The sequence below is a fragment of the Bacillus sp. FSL K6-1012 genome (assembly GCF_037964915.1).
Lineage (GTDB): Bacteria > Bacillota > Bacilli > Bacillales > Bacillaceae > Bacillus > Bacillus halotolerans.
The window spans coordinates 3,064,082-3,081,851 of record NZ_CP150175.1 but is presented as its reverse complement, the minus strand read 5'-3'; the positions used below and the strand labels follow the sequence as shown (position 1 = coordinate 3,081,851).

16 protein-coding genes and 1 other annotated feature are annotated in these 17,770 nt (G+C 44.9%); of the genes, 13 read left to right on the top strand and 3 right to left on the bottom strand.

Annotated elements, in window-relative coordinates:
- Positions 1 to 10: 10 nt before the first annotated feature.
- From NSS75_RS16035 to motS, 11 genes are all read left to right on the top strand, one after another.
- Positions 11 to 820 carry a DUF1444 domain-containing protein gene (locus tag NSS75_RS16035; protein ID WP_339233858.1) on the top strand — a complete coding sequence of 270 codons (810 nt, stop codon included), beginning with the start codon at positions 11 to 13 and terminating at the stop codon, positions 818 to 820.
- Between the two features lie 16 nt (positions 821 to 836).
- Positions 837 to 1,442 carry a YtpR family tRNA-binding protein gene (ytpR, locus tag NSS75_RS16030; protein ID WP_339233855.1) on the top strand — a complete coding sequence of 202 codons (606 nt, stop codon included), beginning with the start codon at positions 837 to 839 and terminating at the stop codon, positions 1,440 to 1,442.
- 160 nt (positions 1,443 to 1,602) lie between these two features.
- Positions 1,603 to 4,512, top strand: coding sequence for a DNA translocase FtsK (locus NSS75_RS16025; RefSeq protein ID WP_339233852.1), 2,910 nt, complete (start codon positions 1,603 to 1,605; stop codon positions 4,510 to 4,512).
- A gap of 246 nt (positions 4,513 to 4,758) precedes the next feature.
- Entirely contained in the window at positions 4,759 to 6,057 is a 1,299-nt protein-coding gene (gene murC / locus NSS75_RS16020; RefSeq protein ID WP_024122519.1) for a UDP-N-acetylmuramate--L-alanine ligase, read from the top strand.
- Positions 6,058 to 6,219: 162 nt separating this feature from the next.
- Positions 6,220 to 6,639, top strand: a complete 420-nt coding sequence (locus NSS75_RS16015) for a DUF948 domain-containing protein (protein ID WP_024122518.1) — start codon at positions 6,220 to 6,222, stop codon at positions 6,637 to 6,639.
- 30 nt (positions 6,640 to 6,669) lie between these two features.
- Positions 6,670 to 7,125: a YtxH domain-containing protein gene (locus tag NSS75_RS16010; RefSeq protein WP_024122517.1), complete on the top strand. Its 456-nt coding sequence runs from the start codon at positions 6,670 to 6,672 to the stop codon at positions 7,123 to 7,125.
- A 24-nt stretch (positions 7,126 to 7,149) separates the two neighbouring features.
- Positions 7,150 to 7,476, top strand: coding sequence for a bacillithiol system redox-active protein YtxJ (ytxJ, locus tag NSS75_RS16005; RefSeq protein ID WP_024122516.1), 327 nt, complete (start codon positions 7,150 to 7,152; stop codon positions 7,474 to 7,476).
- A gap of 233 nt (positions 7,477 to 7,709) precedes the next feature.
- Complete coding sequence (locus NSS75_RS16000; RefSeq protein WP_024122514.1) at positions 7,710 to 8,786, top strand: bifunctional 3-deoxy-7-phosphoheptulonate synthase/chorismate mutase; 1,077 nt, start codon at positions 7,710 to 7,712, stop codon at positions 8,784 to 8,786.
- Between the two features lie 281 nt (positions 8,787 to 9,067).
- On the top strand, positions 9,068 to 10,072 hold the full coding sequence (gene ccpA / locus NSS75_RS15995) for a catabolite control protein A (RefSeq protein ID WP_024122513.1): 1,005 nt from the start codon (positions 9,068 to 9,070) through the stop codon (positions 10,070 to 10,072).
- 69 nt (positions 10,073 to 10,141) lie between these two features.
- The gene (motP, locus tag NSS75_RS15990; RefSeq protein ID WP_024122512.1) at positions 10,142 to 10,960 is read left to right on the top strand and encodes a flagellar motor protein MotP; all 819 of its coding nucleotides are present in this window, start codon (positions 10,142 to 10,144) and stop codon (positions 10,958 to 10,960) included.
- Positions 10,950 to 11,678, top strand: a complete 729-nt coding sequence (gene motS / locus NSS75_RS15985) for a flagellar motor protein MotS (RefSeq protein ID WP_024122511.1) — start codon at positions 10,950 to 10,952, stop codon at positions 11,676 to 11,678. The genes motP and motS overlap by 11 nt, the downstream gene beginning before the upstream one ends.
- 11 nt (positions 11,679 to 11,689) lie before the next feature.
- Here motS and NSS75_RS15980 read toward each other — a convergent pair whose 3' ends face one another.
- Genes NSS75_RS15980 through acuA form a run of 3 tightly spaced genes read right to left on the bottom strand, consistent with a single transcriptional unit; the run spans position 11,690 to position 14,156 of the window.
- Complete coding sequence (locus NSS75_RS15980) at positions 11,690 to 12,856, bottom strand: acetoin utilization protein AcuC (protein ID WP_024122510.1); 1,167 nt, start codon at positions 12,854 to 12,856, stop codon at positions 11,690 to 11,692.
- On the bottom strand, positions 12,853 to 13,497 hold the full coding sequence (locus NSS75_RS15975; RefSeq protein WP_095714527.1) for an acetoin utilization AcuB family protein: 645 nt from the start codon (positions 13,495 to 13,497) through the stop codon (positions 12,853 to 12,855). The genes NSS75_RS15980 and NSS75_RS15975 overlap by 4 nt, the downstream gene beginning before the upstream one ends.
- 26 nt (positions 13,498 to 13,523) lie before the next feature.
- Positions 13,524 to 14,156: an acetoin utilization protein acetyltransferase AcuA gene (acuA, locus tag NSS75_RS15970; protein WP_213417835.1), complete on the bottom strand. Its 633-nt coding sequence runs from the start codon at positions 14,154 to 14,156 to the stop codon at positions 13,524 to 13,526.
- 160 nt (positions 14,157 to 14,316) lie between these two features.
- Between acuA and acsA the strand changes: the two genes are divergently transcribed.
- Together acsA and tyrS are read left to right on the top strand one after the other, a co-directional pair.
- Positions 14,317 to 16,038: an acetate--CoA ligase gene (gene acsA, locus NSS75_RS15965; protein ID WP_024122507.1), complete on the top strand. Its 1,722-nt coding sequence runs from the start codon at positions 14,317 to 14,319 to the stop codon at positions 16,036 to 16,038.
- Between the two features lie 54 nt (positions 16,039 to 16,092).
- Positions 16,093 to 16,334, top strand: a binding site (T-box leader).
- Between the two features lie 48 nt (positions 16,335 to 16,382).
- Positions 16,383 to 17,651, top strand: a complete 1,269-nt coding sequence (gene tyrS, locus NSS75_RS15960) for a tyrosine--tRNA ligase (RefSeq protein WP_339233835.1) — start codon at positions 16,383 to 16,385, stop codon at positions 17,649 to 17,651.
- Positions 17,652 to 17,770 lie beyond the last annotated feature (119 nt).

Genomic DNA, 17,770 nt, shown 5'->3' with positions numbered 1-17,770 from the left:
GATATCCGGTTTGAAATTGACCTCAAGGAAGCTGTCAGACATATTGAAACAGCGCCTTCAGCACGAGAATCGCTCCTTTTTATTTGACAGAGAAAAAGACACCCTCCGTGTTGAGGATGAAACAACTAAAAAAGGAATTACGCTCGACCTGCCGCCGATTATTGCAAAATGGGAACTGAAAAAAGACGAAGCCATTGACGAGATCGTTTACTATGTATCAGAAGCCATGACAGCTATGGAAGGGAAGTCGCAGGAAATAACCGGGAAGGAAAGCCGCATTTATCCGGTCATCCGCTCAACCTCTTTTCCGGACAAGTCCAGCGAAGAGATTCCGCTTATTTATGACGATCATACCGCAGAAACAAGAATTTACTACGCGCTTGATCTGGGCAAAACCTATCGTTTAATTGATCAGCGCATGCTGGAGAAAGAAAACTGGACAAGGGAGCGGATCAGAGAAACGGCTGCGTTTAACCTCCGCTCTCTGCCGACGGTTGTCAAAGAGGATACAGTTGCCGGTAATCTCTTTTACTTCTTCAGAGCAAACGACGGTTACGACGCCAGCCGGATTCTGAACGAAGCGATTTTAAATGAGTATAAACAAAATGCTAAAGGTGAGCTCGCGATCTCTGTTCCGCATCAGGACGTTCTGATACTTGCTGACATTCGGAATGAATCAGGGTATGATATTTTAGGACAAATGTCGATGAGCTTCTTTGCAGGCGGCACCGTTCCGGTTACGGCGCTTTCTTTCCTGTACAATGAAGGAAAGCTGGAGCCGGTGTTTATCTTGGCAAAAAGCCGTCCGAAAAAGGATTAGAAAGGATTTTTTACTTATGAACGCTTTTTATAATAAAGAAGGTGTGGGAGATACACTTCTGATCTCTCTAAAAGACGTAACGCGCGAGCAAGTAGGCTATGAAAAACACGGCGACGTCGTCAAAATTTTCAATGGCGAAACAAATGAAACGACGGGTTTTAACATCTTTAACGCGTCTTCATACTTAACCATTAATGAAAACGGCCCTGTTGCCCTTTCAGAAACATTCGTTCAAGATGTGAATGAAATGCTAAACAGAAACGGCATTGAAGAAACATTAGTCGTTGATTTATCGCCAAAGTTTGTTGTCGGATATGTTGAATCAAAAGAAAAACATCCAAATGCGGATAAATTAAGCGTATGTAAAGTCAACGTAGGAGATGAAACGCTTCAGATCGTTTGCGGCGCGCCTAATGTTGATCAAGGTCAAAAAGTTGTCGTTGCCAAAGTCGGCGCTGTGATGCCGAGCGGACTCGTCATTAAGGATGCTGAGCTTCGGGGCGTACCGTCGAGCGGAATGATCTGCTCCGCAAAAGAGCTTGCATTGCCTGACGCTCCGGCTGAAAAAGGAATCCTTGTATTAGAAGGAGACCATGAGGCTGGAGACGCATTTCAGTTTTAGACTCCCATAAACGCGCCGAAAAAATCGAATCATGTAAAAAAAGCCGCTAAGCCCTTGTTTAGCGGCTTTGTTTTGCTGAAAGCTTAATCTTTTCTGGGCCGACAAGCAGTGGTATACTAAAAATCGTCCCAGAAAACTATAAGGGAGTTAGAGATGAATTATGAGTTGGCTTCATAAATTTTTTGATTTGTTTTTAGGAGAGAGTGAAGAGGACGCTGAACGGGAGACAAAACCTGCTCAAATTCCGAAACAGCCAGAATCGCATCACTCCGAAGGACAATTAAAACGATTGGAAGATCCTAAAATATATTACGAATATCCTAAAGGCAAGTTCCGTTTTCCGGTTGTGCCTGACGGATACCAAAAAAATGATTTGAGAAGGCGCCGCCCGCCATCGGAGGAACCGCAAGCCGAGCCTCGTTCGAGCGCTGCTCAGCACAGAGACCGCACAAATAATGAAAAAGAGCATCATACATATGAAAAATCAGAGCCGGCCAAGAAACCTTTTAAACCGACAAATATACCTTCGCCTGTATATGGATTTAATCAAAAACCATCTGTGAAAAAGGACGTGCCGAAACAATCTGCGGAAAAAAAAGGTGTGCAAAAAAAGCCGGAACCTGTAGAAGAGAAGGTAACGCTGCTTTCAGAAGAAATCGAACGCGAACGCAGCTATCCAATGCCGGACCGGCCGCCGCAGCAACAGAAGAAGGAGCCTCTCTTTTCATATGACCGATTCGAAGAACAGCCTTCTGGCGTCCTAAAAAGTACGAATGAAACAATGGCAAAGCACTCAGCAGAGGAGCTGTCAGACAAAAAAGTAAACGCTGGAGACGAAATGGCTCCAAAAGCTGCTGAGATGCGGTCAGAAGAAACAGAACAAATGAAGCAGCAGGAAGAATCTTTCTTGCGCGAAGAAAAATCTTGGGAAGAGACTGTGACAGGTGCCGGAATGGAAGCAGAAAAGCTGTCAGGTAACGAAGGATATGCCCGCGAAGAAGCTGTTCCGGAAACTGCTGACACCGTCTCAACTCAAGCAGAACAAACGGAAAACCAAGAGCCTGAAAAGGAAGAGCATTTCTTACCCGATGAGCGATATGGGGAAGAGGCTGTGACAGGTGCTGAAACTGAGGCAGAAGAGCCGTCAGCCAACGAAGGAAACGTTCGTGAAAAAGCTGTTCCAGAAACTGCTGACACCTCAGCCCCAGCAGAAGAAATGGAATTCCATGAGCATGAAAAGCCTTTCTTGCATAATGAACGATACGAGGAAGAGACTGTGGCAGATGCCGGGCAAGAAGCAGAGGAACTGTCAGACAGCCATACAGCTGCTCACGAAGAAATCATTCCGGAAGCTGCATCAGCTCAAGTGATAGAGGAAAACAGCCAGCCTGAAGCAACCGCGGCCCAGATAAATGACTATCCAGAACCCGAACATAGCACAGAAGAGGATTCTCCATCCTATTCTGCGGCGGATGAAAGCCGGGAGGAAGAAGGTCCTGCGGGTGAAAGACGCACGGCCCCAGCAGAACAGCAGAACAGAACCGAGAAGTCGAGTAACAATCCTGAACGAAGTCCAGCACTTCAGAAGGGACCGTCTGTTCCTTTTAATGTTATGATGCTGAAAAGCGATACGCATAAACAGCAAAAAGCAGGGGAGCGCCGCGGAAGCTATGTGTTCCCAAATGTCTCACTGCTTGATGTGCCGCCAGCACAAGTTCAGGACGATACTGCGTGGATAGAAAACCAGCGTCAGCTGCTTGATTTAACTTTGAAAAACTTTAACGTTCGGGCCAATGTGGTTCATGTAACGCAAGGGCCGTCAGTCACAAGATTTGAAGTACACCCTGAACCGGGTGTAAAGGTGAATAAAATCACCAACCTGTCTGATGACATTAAACTCAGCCTGTCCGCCAGAGATATTCGAATAGAGGCGCCGATTCCGGGGAAAAACACGATCGGAATTGAAGTGCCGAACCGCACGAGCAAGGTGGTTGATTTGCGCCAAATGATTCGCAGCTCTGCTTTCAGGACGAGCACGTCACCGCTTACGGCAGCACTTGGATTGGATATTTCGGGGAATCCTGTTGTCATTGATCTGAAGAAAATGCCGCACGGTCTTATTGCCGGAGCTACAGGATCGGGAAAAAGCGTGTGCATCAATACGATTTTAGTGAGTCTGCTTTATAAAGCTGATCCGAGTGAAGTGAAGGTGCTGCTGATTGATCCGAAAATGGTAGAGCTTGCGCCTTACAACAAAATTCCTCATCTCGTCAGCCCTGTCATTACCGACGCCAAAGCGGCTACAGCTGCTTTAAAATGGGTCGTTGAGGAAATGGAGCGCCGCTATGAACTGTTTGCCCATTCCGGTGTTCGCGATATTGACCGTTTCAATCAATTAACTTCTGATCACCAAACGGGCGAAAAATTGCCGTATTTAGTTGTGGTCATTGACGAGCTTGCGGACTTGATGATGGTAGCTCCAAATGATGTAGAAGAAAGCATTGCCCGGATTGCTCAAAAAGCAAGAGCCTGCGGAATCCATTTGCTAGTCGCGACTCAGCGTCCGTCAGTCGATGTCATTACCGGTCTGATTAAAGCGAATATCCCGACTAGAATTGCGTTTTCTGTCTCCAGCCAGGTTGATTCCCGAACAATTATTGACATGGCTGGTGCGGAAAAACTTCTCGGCAAAGGAGATATGCTCTTTTTAGAGAACGGTTCTGGAAAACCGGTCCGTCTTCAAGGCAACTTTGTATCGGACCGAGAAATTGACCGTGTCGTTTCCCATGTCAGAAACCAGCTGCCGCCAGCTTATTTATTCGAACAGGAAGAATTGGTCAGACAAGGCTCTGCCTTAAAGGAAGAGGATGAGCTGTTTTATGAGGCGTGCGAATTTGTTGTTGAGCAAAACAGTGCAAGCACGTCAAGCCTGCAAAGAAGATTCAGAATCGGATATAATCGGGCTGCAAGGCTGATTGATATGATGGAAGCGGAAGGTATGATCTCTGAGGCGAAAGGAAGCAAGCCTCGAGAGGTGCTGATCACTGCAAGTGATTTAATAAACGAATAATATAGGTTCATTTTCACAGCAAACATGGTATGATAATGGATAGAGCATTTAACAGCTATGCCGCTTTACAGCAAATGGGCATAGAAATCGTGATATTCAGGTTTAATCGGAAAGAAATAACCGGATACTGAACATAACAAAAAATATAAGGATACGCCGTCAGGCGGCTTTTCAGCCGCCGCGGTCGCAAATTGAAATGAACGTCATATACTGGGGAACAGATAGACGTTTGTTGGAGGTACAATTATGACTGTTTATCATTTTGTTGGAATAAAAGGGACGGGTATGAGTCCGCTTGCCCAAATACTTCATGATAATGGATATACTGTCCAAGGATCGGATATCGAAAAATTCATTTTTACACAAACGGCGCTTGAAAAAAGAAACATCACTGTTCTTCCTTTTAGCGCGGATAACATCAAACCCGGCATGACAGTTATCGCTGGAAACGCATTCCCAGACACGCACCCTGAGATTGAAAAAGCGATGTCTGACGGAATTCCGGTGATTCGTTATCATAAGTTTTTAGGTGACTACATGAAAAAATTCACCAGTGTCGCGGTTACTGGTGCGCACGGTAAAACGTCGACTACGGGGCTGCTGGCTCACGTTATCCAAAACGCAAAACCGACGTCTTTCTTAATCGGGGACGGAACAGGCCAAGGAAATGAAAACAGCGAATACTTCGTATTTGAAGCGTGCGAATACCGCCGCCATTTCTTAAGCTATCAGCCTGACTACGCGATTATGACGAATATTGATTTTGATCACCCTGATTACTTCTCAAATATTGACGATGTGTTTGACGCTTTTCAGGAAATGGCTCTTCAAGTTAACAAAGGCATTATTGCCTGCGGTGATGATGAGTATCTGCCGAAAATCCATGCGAACGTGCCTGTCGTTTATTACGGCACAGGAGAAGAAAATGATTTTCAAGCGAGAAACATCGTAAAAAGCACAGAAGGGACAACTTTCGATGTCTTTGTCCGCAATACATTCTATGACACATTTTATATTCCTGCGTACGGCCATCATAATGTATTGAACTCATTGGCGGTCATCGCGTTGTGCCATTATGAAGAAATTGACGCCAGCGTTATTAAACATGGCCTCAAATCATTTGGCGGCGTCAAACGCAGATTCAATGAGAAACAGCTCGGAAACCAAGTGTTAATTGATGATTACGCTCATCATCCGACAGAAATAAAAGTGACGATTGAGGCGGCAAGACAGAAATATCCTGATCGTGAAATCGTTGCGGTATTCCAGCCTCATACATTTACGCGGACACAGCAATTCCTTGATGAATTTGCTGAAAGCCTGAGCGGGGCAGACTGTGTGTATTTATGCGACATCTTCGGGTCAGCCCGGGAAAACGCAGGAAAGCTGACGATCGGCGACCTGCAGGGAAAAATTAATAATGCCAAGCTGATTGCAGAAGATGATACATCTGTTTTAAAAGCTCATGATAAAGCCGTTCTCATCTTTATGGGAGCAGGAGATATCCAAAAATATATGAGAGCCTACGAAAACGTCATGGCATAATAAAAAGCAGTGATTTCACTGCTTTTTATTTATCTGAAGAGAAATCCTCTTAAAGGATTTTTCAAATGTAATGGAGAATAATATGTATACAGCCCAACAGATATGTTTATGATTTTACAAATCGGGTAAACAGCAGTATATCCTGCAGCAAGGAGGTTTAAGATGATTATCATTCTTTATTTAAGCGTTGCACTAATCGCAGTAGCATTTCTCGTCTTAGTGATCTATTTGTCTAAAACACTAAAGTCACTGCAGCTGACATTAAAACATGTTGCATCCACGCTCGAAGGGCTGGAGGGACAAATGAAAGGCATTACCACTGAAACTGCCGAGCTTTTACATAAGACCAACCGCTTGGCTGAAGATATTCAGGAAAAATCAGAAAAGCTGAACACGGTCGTTCATGCTGTTCAAGGGGTGGGAACCTCTGTGCAGCAGTTCAATACATCAATGAAGCAGGCGGCAGGGTCTGTATCGGCATCAGTGAGAGAAAACCAAGATAAAATCAATCAGGTTGTCACCTGGAGCCAAGCAGCAATGGAAATTTGGGAGAAGTGGAAGCGAAAGAAATCAGCTCTTTAAGAGAGAAAAACACTTTGAGGAGGAATAATGATGAGCAAAGATGGAATTAATAGTAAAGATTTTTTAATCGGTACTTTAATCGGAGGAATCATCGGAGCCACCACTGCGCTTTTCCTAGCACCTAAATCTGGGAAAGAACTACGCGACGATCTCGGAAATCAAGCTGTTGCTCTGCGGGATAAAACAGATAAAATGACGGCAGATGCAAAAGAAAAAGGCACACAATATGTCAGCATTGCAAAAGACAAAACATCTAACATCACACAGCTTGTCGCCGATCAGTCAGGACAGATCATGAACAAGGTCAAAGATTTAAGAGACCGTTCAAAATCTGCAAATACCGAGTCATCATCTGCTACGCAAGATATGAAAAATGAAGCAATGCAGGCGGCTGACGAAGCAAAAGATCAAGTCCTCCAAACGAAAGAAGACGTAAAAGACGAGCTGAAAGATGCACAAAAACAGGCCGAGCACATCAACCGCTGAGCCCGGAAGGAGCAGACTTGACTAATGGCAAAACAGCTAATTCAATCTGAGGAAGAGTTTAAGCGTATTGCAGAAAAGGAAGGCACTTTCTTGTTTTTTAAGCACAGCTTAACATGCCCGATCAGCCAAGCCGCATTTCAAGAATTTAATGCCTTTGCAAATCAGCATGAAGAAGTGCCGGCTTACTATCTGCAAGTACAAGAGGCACGGCCCCTGTCAAATTTCATCGCAGAAACATACGGAGTCAAGCACGAAAGCCCTCAAGTTTTCGTGATCCAAAACGGTGAAGTAAAGTGGCATACCTCACATTCACAAATTACAGAAGCGGCGATTGAGCAGCATCTGTCCTAGAAAAAAGCGTCCAGATATGATCTGGCGCTTTTTTTTTGAAAAAAACTATTGATCATTTTCTTCACATCATGTACGATAGCATCATACATTACTTTATCACTTAAAAGCGTTTGGGTAATAAAGTAGACTTTTTTAAAAATTTTGTATTTCAGTATTTCCATTTGGTTTTACTTATAGTAAGATGCATGTTAACTACAAAATAAAAATGAATGTGCAGGGAAAGGATGAAAAAAATGAGCAACACAGAATTAGAGCTTCTAAGGCAGCAGGCAGACGAATTAAACTTGCAAATTTTAAAATTAATCAACCAGCGCGGAAATGTTGTGAAAGAGATCGGTAAAGCGAAAGAAGCGCAAGGTGTCAATCGCTTTGATCCTGTCAGAGAACGCACAATGTTAAATAAAATCATTGAAAACAATGACGGACCATTCGAAAATTCTACTATCCAGCACATTTTTAAAGAAATCTTTAAAGCGGGTTTAGAGCTTCAGGAGGAAGATCACAGCAAAGCGCTGCTTGTTTCCCGTAAGAAAAAACCTGAAGATACAATCGTTGATATCAAAGGTGAAAAAGTCGGAGACGGCCAGCAAAGATTTATCGTCGGACCATGTGCGGTTGAGAGCTATGAGCAGGTGGCGGAAGTGGCTGCGGCTGCTAAAAAACAAGGGATTAAAATTCTCCGCGGAGGAGCCTTTAAGCCTCGTACGAGCCCATACGATTTCCAAGGCCTCGGTGTAGAAGGACTCCAAATCTTAAAACGTGTAGCGGATGAATTTGATCTGGCTGTTATCAGCGAAATCGTAACTCCGGCTCATATTGAAGAAGCGCTTGACTACATTGATGTAATTCAGATCGGTGCGCGTAATATGCAGAACTTTGAATTGCTGAAAGCTGCAGGTTCCGTGAAAAAGCCTGTGCTTCTGAAACGCGGACTTGCTGCAACGATCTCGGAATTCATCAATGCAGCTGAATACATTATGGCACAAGGCAATGATCAAATTATCCTTTGTGAGCGCGGTATCAGAACATACGAAACAGCAACAAGAAACACGCTCGATATTTCAGCTGTGCCAATTCTGAAACAGGAAACGCATTTGCCGGTCTTTGTTGATGTGACGCATTCAACAGGCCGCCGCGACCTCCTTCTTCCGACAGCTAAAGCCGCTTTAGCGATCGGTGCTGACGGCGTAATGGCAGAGGTTCATCCTGATCCATCAGTCGCACTTTCTGACTCTGCTCAGCAAATGGCGATCCCTGAATTCGAAAAATGGCTGAATGAACTGAAACCAATGGTGAAAGTCAACGCCTAATGGAATGAGATCAATACAAAAGGCCGCATATGCGGCCTTTTTTTGCGCTTTCTCGTTTATTTAATTATAAAACTCAAGTATACGTTTTCATCATCTATAAAAACGTGTATAATTTCATGAGAAGTATTTAAATTTGATGAATAATGAAAAATAATGTAGACTACTGACTTACGCTTACAAATCATAAACGACATAAATTCGGACATTATGACATTTCTCTACATAAAGTGTTTATGCTATAGATAAGGATAAGTGTATCCAGTAAAAGGAGTGGTTTTAGGATGAGCAATATTACGATCTACGACGTAGCGAGAGAAGCTAATGTAAGCATGGCAACCGTTTCCCGTGTCGTGAATGGAAACCCGAATGTAAAACCGACAACGAGAAAAAAGGTCTTGGAAGCCATTGACCGTCTCGGCTACCGTCCAAACGCGGTGGCAAGAGGGCTTGCAAGCAAAAAAACAACAACTGTAGGTGTCATCATTCCTGATATCTCAAGCATTTTCTATTCAGAGCTTGCGCGCGGAATTGAAGATATCGCGACAATGTATAAATATAACATCATTTTGAGCAACTCTGACCAAAACTTGGAGAAAGAGCTGCACTTATTAAACACAATGCTCGGCAAACAGGTCGACGGCATCGTATTTATGGGCGGAAACATTACGGACGAGCATGTAGCGGAATTTAAGCGTTCGCCAGTGCCGATCGTGCTTGCCGCTTCTGTTGAAGAGCAAGGTGAAACACCATCAGTCGCAATTGATTACGAGCAGGCGATTTATGACGCGGTGAAGCTTTTGGTTGATAAGGGGCACACTGATATCGCGTTTGTTTCCGGCCCGATGACAGAACCGATCAACCGCTCAAAGAAACTGCAAGGCTACAAACGGGCGCTTGAAGAGGCGAATCTTCCGTTTAATGAACAATTTGTCGCTGAAGGTGATTACACGTATGATTCCGGACTTGAGGCACTTCAGCATCTCATGAGCCTGGACAAAAAACCGACAGCGATTCTTTCCGCAACTGATGAAATGGCTCTCGGCATTATTCATGCCGCACAGGATCAAGGCCTTTCCATTCCTGAAGATCTCGACATTATCGGCTTTGATAATACGAGATTAAGCTTGATGGTTCGGCCGCAGCTTTCAACAGTAGTTCAGCCGACGTATGATATTGGCGCGGTTGCCATGAGACTGCTGACAAAGCTCATGAATAAAGAGCCGGTGGAAGAGCATATTGTCGAATTGCCGCATCGTATAGAGTTAAGACAGTCAACCAAGTCATAAGAAAAACAAGAAAGCAAGCTTCACCTCTAAGGTGGATTCTTGCTTTTTTCGTATGAGTGAGGAGAAATGATGAAACGTTTTGATTATCTTACACCTGTTGGTTTTGTGTTAGGAACGATTATTATTGTGATTGGAATTATTTCCGGATCGGGAGTAAGCGGTTTCCGCTCTTTTCTAGATCTGACTTCTTTCTTTATCGTAACAGGAGGGCTTTGCGCCGCTGTTTTTATCAGTTTTCCGCCGAGAGAGCTGAAAAAAACGCCCACTGTGTTAAAGCAGGCATTTATCCGCCAGGAAGACAATGTAAAAGATCTTGTGAAAACCTTCGTTTCCCTTTCCGATCATGCGCGCAAACATGGGCTTTTATCACTTGATGACCAGGCCAGAGAAATCAGAGATCCATTCTTGAAAAAGGGGCTGCTTCTGGCGGTTGACGGCTGGGATGAAGAAACGATTCGGCTTGTCATGGATTCAGAAATTGCAGCAATGGAGGAACGGCACCGCAAAGGCCGGCGTGTTTTGGAGAAGGCGGGGGAATTCGCTCCGGCATGGGGCATGATCGGGACACTGGTCGGGCTGGTGCTGATGCTCAAAAACTTAAATGACCCTGATATGCTCGGCCCGAATATGGCTGTTGCACTTTTGACGACTTTATACGGATCATTGCTGGCAAACATGGTATTTAACCCGATTGCGGCTAAGCTCGAAGAAAAAACAGAAAGTGAAATCTTCATCAAACAGGTAATGGTGGAAGGTATCATCGGGATACAATCCGGAAAAAATCCGCGCAATCTGGAAAGCCAGCTCGTCGTTTTCAGTTCTCGGGAAGAATGGCGGAAGCAGCATAATCAAGTAAAGACAAAAAAGGGATCTGTACATGAAGCTTAGAAGAGAGCGCTTTGAACGAAGGAATGGAAACGGGAAAAACAATCAATCATCCTCGGGCTGGATGGTCACCTTTACAGATCTGGTTACGCTGATCCTTGTGTTCTTTATTTTACTTTTTTCGATGTCGCAGATCGATCTGCAGAAATTTAAAGCAGCGGTGAACTCGATCCAAAAGGAAGGCAGCGGACTTCAGCCAGACCAAACAGCCATCGATCAAAAAGACACGCCGTCAGCCGATGCAAAGAAGCAAGAGAATCAGCAGGATCAACTGCTGCAAAAAGTGAATACATACATTCAAGAGCACCAGCTGAAGGCGAAAATGACAGCAAAGCGGGATGAACGCGGTGTCGTGCTCGTTCTTCAGGAAGCGGTGCTGTTTGATTCAGGCGAGGCTAAAGTGTTGGAAAATGCTGAAACGCTTCTTCACCAAATTGCAGTTCTTCTTCAGACTATTCCAAATGATATTCAGGTGGAGGGCCATACAGACAGCCGAAATATTTCAACGTACAGGTATCCGTCCAACTGGGAGCTATCCGCAGCACGGGCAAGCGGAGTGATTCAATATTTCACATCAAAAGAGAAACTCCCGTCGAAGCGATTTATCGCTGTTGGCTATGCGGATACAAAGCCTGTAAAGGATAACAAAACAAATGAACACATGAAGGAAAACAGACGTGTAGAAATCGTCATCAAAAAATCAAAAACGACCTCTTCGTGAAGGTCGTTTTTTTATTTTGTTTTTTCCTGACGCTCTGATCGTATCGCATATAACGCTTTACTGACGGTTTGGGCATTTTTTTCTGTAATTTCTGCCTTGCGTGGAATCGGCGGATATAAATCGGCGGGATCGCTCCAACTGGACGGAAGGGTGACTGGGCATTGCTTTTGCCATTTTGCGATCCATTCAGATGGAATGTCATGTCCCGGATCGATCCCTTTCATTTCAAGCCATACTCGGGCCCAGGCACGGGGCACCACACGCCAAATATCATATCCGCCTCCTCCGACGGCGATCCATCTTCCGCCGCAATATTGATGCGCTAAAGCGTGAGCAAGCCGCGGAATCTGTTCGTAAATGGCAATCGTTGCTGACAAATGCGTCAGCGGATCGTAGTAATGGGCATCAGCTCCATTTTGGCTGATAATCACATCTGGCTGAAAATAAGCGGCGATTTCTGAAGCTGCTGTCTGGTAAGCCTCAATAAATGAATCATCCTCCGTAAAAGCATCAAGCGGGATATTAAAGGAATATCCGTAGCCTTTTCCGCTGCCTTTTTCCTGAATCTGACCGGTTCCGGGGAATAAATATCGTCCCGTTTCATGAATGGACAGGGTGCATACGTTGGGATTATCATAAAACGCAAATTGCACACCGTCTCCGTGATGGGCGTCCGTATCAATATACAGCACCTTGGCTTGATATTTTTTCTGAATATACTGAATCGCTACAGCGCTGTCGTTGTATATGCAAAATCCAGAAGCCCTTCCGCGAAACCCGTGGTGCAGGCCTCCCCCAAGGTTGGCAGCATGCAGTGCTTGTCCAGACATGACATAATCCGCAGCTGTTAAGGTTCCGCCGACTAATAGTGAGGCAGCTTCATGCATGCCTGCAAAGACGGGTGTATCTTCAGTGCCGAGCCCGTAGCTTTCCCCTTCTTCGGGTGGAAGTTTTCCGGCGCCGGCAAGCTGTACTGCCTGAATATAATCGTCCGTATGCACAAGAGCCAGCTCATCTTCCGCCGCAAGCCGGGGACTGACGATATCCCCCTCGTCAAAGGCATCCATCGATTTGAGCAAATCATATGTCAGCAGAACACGCTGCTGATTAAAGGGGTGCTCCTGATGAAACATATAAGTCTGATAAGAGGGAGAATAAATAAATACACTGTCCCTCATAGCTGATCCCTGTGCTCTGACGGCCATACGATGAGATGCCCGTTTTTTTGCAATTCCTGCAAAAACGGCAGCGGATTCATCGTCTTGACACGGAATACAAGCACCTTTGCGCCGGAATCGTCATGGGGATAGACAAGAACGCTCAGTATTTTTACCTGAAGTCTTTGGCAGAGGCCGCTGATATCGGCGAGGCTTTTTGTGATGTCATTTACTTTTATCTCAACCTGCGATCCGGGCTGGTCAGCGCCTGTCAGCTTCACAAAAGTCCGCAGCAAATCGGTTTTTGTCAGAATGCCGATTAACTTGTGATGCTGCACGACTGGAAGGCAGCCGATGCCATGCTCGTAGAAAACTGCTGATATTTCTTCAACAAAATCAAGCGGATGGGCGCACACGACGTCTTTTTTCATAATGGATTCAACGCTTCGTGTGAGAAAACGGCTGCGTTTGCTTTCTTCAAAAATACTGGGGCTGGCCTGTTTCATATCTCTGTCTGTAATCATCCCAATCACATGGCGGTCTTCATTAATAACAGGCAAATGCCTGATATGAAATTCCTTCAGCTTGTGTATTGCCGTTTCAAGCGTATCCGTTTTCGTTAATGTGATGACATCCTTTTTCATGATTTGCTCAACAATCATTATCTTTTCCCCTTTGTCAGTGTCAGTTAATACATATAACGATGATAAAAACGGAGCCTGTCAAATCGTTCAATTGATTTCTGGCTGACGTTTTTTCCGATGCGCGCCATCAGGCAGTTCGCAGGATGGGAGCTGATCTCTGGCTCATCGGTGGCAAACCAGACCAATCCGCCTGCGTTCATCATTTTCTCCATGATCTTTCTGTACTCCCACACATCCTTTTTCATCCCTTTTAAATCCCAATGCCAGTAATATTCTGTCGTCATCACAATGTAGTTCTCCATTTGTTCGTCCATCATGCTGACGGTCAGAAGTGTTTTTCCGACAGAACATCCCCGGTATTCCGGCGCCACCTCAATGGCTCCGAGCTCAAGCAAATCCTCCATATTTCCTTCTGACCATCTTTCGAGCGGGTCAGGGTATAGATACGTCACATAGCCGACAATGGCCTGGCCGTCTCTGGCAATGATAATGCGTCCCTCAGGAAGGCCGGCGATATCGACTAATGCTTCATGCTGTTCCCGGGGCGGCCGAAATGCGGTCAAATCCTTATGAAACTCATAACCTGCCAAGTCTTCTGGAGAGACAGGCCCTTCTATCAGTAAGGAGCCGGTTGCTGTTTTGATGTTTGCAGAGTGATATGTTTTATGATGTTCCACTGATTCACCGTCCCATCAATTTCTATAAAAAATACATGCCTCCTTTAAGAATAACAAATTATAAAGCGTTTTCAACATGGTTTATATTTTAAAAATTGAGAAGAATATGAATATATACTATAATAAATGTGACAACTTCAGCAAAGGGGGATGTTTGGACATGAATTTGAAAGCGTTACCAGCTATAGAGGGGGATCATAACCTAGAAAACTACGATGAAACGTATCGGCAATTTGATTGGTCCGAAGCGGAGAAACATTTCTCTTGGCATAAGACAGGGAAATTGAACGCGGCTTATGAAACGATAGACCGCCACGCCGAATCTTTTCGGAAAAACAAAGTAGCGCTTTATTATAAGGACGCAAAACGGGATGAAAAATACACATTTAAAGAAATGAAAGAAGAAACAAACAGAGCCGGGAATGTACTGAGACGGTATGGAAATGTGGAAAAAGGGGACCGCGTTTTTATTTTTATGCCGAGATCACCCGAGCTTTATTTTATTATGCTAGGCGCTATCAAAATCGGCGCAATCGCCGGGCCGTTATTTGAAGCGTTTATGGAGGGGGCTGTTAAGGACCGGCTGCAAAACAGCGAGGCAAAGGTTGTCGTCACGACGCCTGAGCTTTTGGAAAGGATTCCTGTTGAAAAGCTGCCTGATTTACAGCATATATTCATAGTCGGCGGCCAGGCTGAAAAGAGAGGAACAAACATCATTCATTATGATGAAGTGGCTAAGCATGAGAGCACAAGACTGGACATTGAATGGATGGATAGGAAAGACGGCTATTTGCTTCACTATACATCAGGATCTACGGGTACGCCAAAGGGTGTGCTTCATGTCCATGAGGCGATGGTTCAGCAGTATCAGACAGGAAAATGGGTCCTTGATTTAAAGGAAGAGGACATTTATTGGTGCACGGCCGACCCAGGCTGGGTGACTGGAACGGTGTACGGGATTTTTGCGCCGTGGCTGAACGGAGCGACAAATGTTATTGTCGGCGGACGATTTAGCCCGGAAAGCTGGTATGGAACGATTGAGCAGCTTGGCGTAAACGTCTGGTACAGCGCGCCGACTGCCTTTCGAATGCTGATGGGAGCCGGAGATGAGATGGCTGCCAAATATGATCTGACTTCACTCCGCCATGTGCTGAGTGTCGGTGAACCTTTAAACCCGGAAGTGATCAGATGGGGGCATAAAGTTTTTAATAAACGGATTCATGATACATGGTGGATGACAGAGACGGGCGGACAGCTGATCTGCAACTATCCTTGCATGGATATTAAACCAGGCTCGATGGGAAAACCGATTCCCGGTGTAGAAGCAGCAATCGTTGACAATCAGGGGAACGAGCTTCCGCCGTATCGAATGGGGAACCTCGCCATTAAAAAGGGCTGGCCATCTATGATGCACACGATTTGGAACAACCCTGAAAAATACGAATCTTATTTTATGCCTGGCGGATGGTATGTGTCGGGTGATTCTGCCTACATGGATGATGAAGGGTATTTTTGGTTCCAAGGCAGAGTGGACGATGTCATCATGACCTCCGGTGAGCGTGTCGGACCTTTTGAAGTGGAAAGCAAGCTTGTCGAACATCCGGCAATTGCGGAGGCGGGGGTGATTGGAAAACCTGATCCGGTGCGCGGCGAAATCATCAAAGCCTTTATCGCTCTCAGAGAAGGGTTTGAGCCGTCTGATAAACTGAAGGAAGAAATCCGCCAATTTGTCAAACAAGGTCTTGCAGCCCATGCGGCTCCGCGTGAAATTGAATTTAAGGATAAGCTGCCAAAAACACGGAGCGGTAAAATCATGAGACGTGTGCTGAAGGCGTGGGAACTGAATCTTCCGGCCGGAGACCTGTCAACGATGGAGGATTAAAAGGCGCCGTTGACACGGGATTTTATTTATGTTAAAAATGATATAGCTTCATATGAAAAGGTAAAGATTGAGACAAGTAGAATATCCTTACGTTCCAGAGAGCTGATGGCCGGTGAAAATCAGCACAGACGGATATATCGAATACACTCATGAACCGCTTTTGCAAACAAAGTCGCTCAGGCTTTCAGTAGTGAAAGAACGGACCTGATCCGTTATCAGGCAAAGTGATAAGAGCGAAAAGCTGTATGTATGCTCTTATTAGTAGGGTGGTACCGCGATAATCAATCGTCCCTTCGTTTACACGAAGGGGCGTTTTTATTTTATTAAAAAAGGAGCTTTATCTCATGACAAACTTACTTGAAGACTTATCCTTCCGCGGATTGATTCAGCAAATGACGGATGAAGAAGGACTGAATAAACAGCTGAACGAAGAAAAAATCCGCCTGTACTCAGGCTTTGATCCGACAGCAGACAGCTTGCATATCGGGCACCTGCTGCCCATTTTAACACTCCGCCGTTTTCAGCTTGCGGGGCACCATCCGATTGCGCTTGTGGGCGGCGCGACGGGTTTAATCGGCGATCCGAGCGGAAAAAAAGCTGAGCGTACATTAAACACGGCTGATATCGTTGTCGAATGGTCGCAAAAAATCAAAAATCAGCTTTCAAGATTTCTTGATTTTGAATCAGCGGAAAACCCGGCTGTTATGGCAAATAACTACGACTGGATCGGAAACATGAATGTGATCGACTTCCTTCGTGACGTCGGCAAAAACTTCGGCATCAATTACATGCTGGCAAAAGATACAGTCAGCTCCAGAATCGAATCCGGCATCTCTTACACGGAATTCAGCTACATGATTCTTCAATCTTATGATTTCTTAAACCTGTACAGAGAGAAAAACTGTAAGCTGCAAATCGGCGGAAGCGATCAATGGGGCAACATTACAGCTGGCCTTGAGCTGATCAGAAAATCTGAAGAAGAAGGAGCAAAAGCATTCGGTCTTACCATTCCGCTTGTAACGAAAGCGGACGGCACAAAATTCGGAAAAACCGAAGGCGGCGCAATTTGGCTTGATAAAGAAAAAACGTCCCCATATGAGTTCTATCAATTCTGGATCAATACAGACGACCGTGATGTAGTGAAATATTTAAAATACTTCACGTTCCTTTCAAAGGAAGAAATCGAAGAATATGCTGAAAAAACTGAAACAGCACCTGAAAAGCGTGAAGCGCAAAAACGCCTGGCAGAAGAAGTGACAGCGCTCGTTCACGGACGCGAGGCACTGGAGCAAGCGATTAATATTTCCCAAGCATTGTTCAGCGGCAATATTAAAGAGCTTTCTGCCCAAGACGTAAAAATCGGTTTTAAAGATGTGCCTTCTCTAGAAAAAGACAGCGCTGAAGAACTGTCACTCGTAGGTGTGCTGGTTGAATCGAAACTGTCACCGTCTAAACGCCAAGCCCGTGAAGATATTAAAAACGGAGCCGTTTACATTAACGGTGAACGCCAGACAGAAATTGACTATATCTTATCTGCTGAAGACCGCATTGAAGATCAATTTACTGTTCTGCGCCGCGGGAAGAAAAAATACTTCCTTGTCACATATAAATAAGAAAAAACATCCTTTGCTTAATTGGCAAAGGATGTTTTGGTTTAGCGCATAGGAATTTGAGGGAAAGAGTATATTAGATAGGGCAAACACGACCATTCACCACCTTTTCAATAGGAGGG

What these genes read in the sequence shown, in the direction of transcription:
- acsA (WP_024122507.1), top strand. Translation starts at nt 14,317, where the DNA reads ATGAATTTGAAAGCGTTACCAGCTATAGAGGGGGATCATAACCTAGAA.
- NSS75_RS15975 (WP_095714527.1), bottom strand. Translation starts at nt 13,497, where the DNA reads ATGATTGTTGAGCAAATCATGAAAAAGGATGTCATCACATTAACGAAA.
- motP (WP_024122512.1), top strand. Translation starts at nt 10,142, where the DNA reads ATGAAACGTTTTGATTATCTTACACCTGTTGGTTTTGTGTTAGGAACG.
- NSS75_RS15980 (WP_024122510.1), bottom strand. Translation starts at nt 12,856, where the DNA reads ATGAGGGACAGTGTATTTATTTATTCTCCCTCTTATCAGACTTATATG.
- ccpA (WP_024122513.1), top strand. Translation starts at nt 9,068, where the DNA reads ATGAGCAATATTACGATCTACGACGTAGCGAGAGAAGCTAATGTAAGC.
- murC (WP_024122519.1), top strand. Translation starts at nt 4,759, where the DNA reads ATGACTGTTTATCATTTTGTTGGAATAAAAGGGACGGGTATGAGTCCG.
- NSS75_RS16015 (WP_024122518.1), top strand. Translation starts at nt 6,220, where the DNA reads ATGATTATCATTCTTTATTTAAGCGTTGCACTAATCGCAGTAGCATTT.
- NSS75_RS16000 (WP_024122514.1), top strand. Translation starts at nt 7,710, where the DNA reads ATGAGCAACACAGAATTAGAGCTTCTAAGGCAGCAGGCAGACGAATTA.
- NSS75_RS16010 (WP_024122517.1), top strand. Translation starts at nt 6,670, where the DNA reads ATGAGCAAAGATGGAATTAATAGTAAAGATTTTTTAATCGGTACTTTA.
- ytpR (WP_339233855.1), top strand. Translation starts at nt 837, where the DNA reads ATGAACGCTTTTTATAATAAAGAAGGTGTGGGAGATACACTTCTGATC.
- NSS75_RS16025 (WP_339233852.1), top strand. Translation starts at nt 1,603, where the DNA reads ATGAGTTGGCTTCATAAATTTTTTGATTTGTTTTTAGGAGAGAGTGAA.
- ytxJ (WP_024122516.1), top strand. Translation starts at nt 7,150, where the DNA reads ATGGCAAAACAGCTAATTCAATCTGAGGAAGAGTTTAAGCGTATTGCA.
- motS (WP_024122511.1), top strand. Translation starts at nt 10,950, where the DNA reads ATGAAGCTTAGAAGAGAGCGCTTTGAACGAAGGAATGGAAACGGGAAA.
- tyrS (WP_339233835.1), top strand. Translation starts at nt 16,383, where the DNA reads ATGACAAACTTACTTGAAGACTTATCCTTCCGCGGATTGATTCAGCAA.